At 52.6% G+C, this 399-nt stretch carries 1 protein-coding gene; it reads right to left on the bottom strand.

Annotated features, from left to right (window positions below):
* Nucleotides 1–268: 268 nt before the first annotated feature.
* On the bottom strand, nt 269–399 hold a 131-nt coding region (locus EQW76_RS30105), incomplete at its 5' end, for an XRE family transcriptional regulator (protein WP_279309175.1).

The raw sequence follows: 399 nt of genomic DNA, 5'->3' as shown, positions 1-399 counted from the left end.
ATCATGGAGGCCTATAGATTCAGAACTTGTAAAAATACGCAACTGTAATGCTAGGGAATTTCCACGATCATGTCTCAATGCAGCGGGCTCAAAGGAGTTGTTGGAGCCGCAATCTACAGCGATGGGAAGCCCGTTCGCCTCCAGGTCTGGAGCCAGCAGCAAATGCGCTGACGGAAAGCTTGTAACGGTGACATTCCCTTGACCGGTTTGTCACCTGCCTGATCATCGGCAGCACCGCAGTTTTCCGCCCATTTTGACCGCTTGCGTCTCAAGCAACCGCGAGCGTCAGATGCCCGACTGGATCGGCAGTCGGCTTCACGGTAATTTCGATGTCATATCCAAGCCGGCTCAAACATTCCATAAGTTTGCGCTCCGACAGGTTTGCGAAATCGCCTCGAA

Origin of the sequence: Rhizobium sp. rho-13.1, assembly GCF_007000305.1 — a bacterium.
Taxonomy (GTDB): domain Bacteria; phylum Pseudomonadota; class Alphaproteobacteria; order Rhizobiales; family Rhizobiaceae; genus Rhizobium; species Rhizobium rhododendri.
This window is presented reverse-complemented; position numbering and strand designations above follow the sequence as displayed.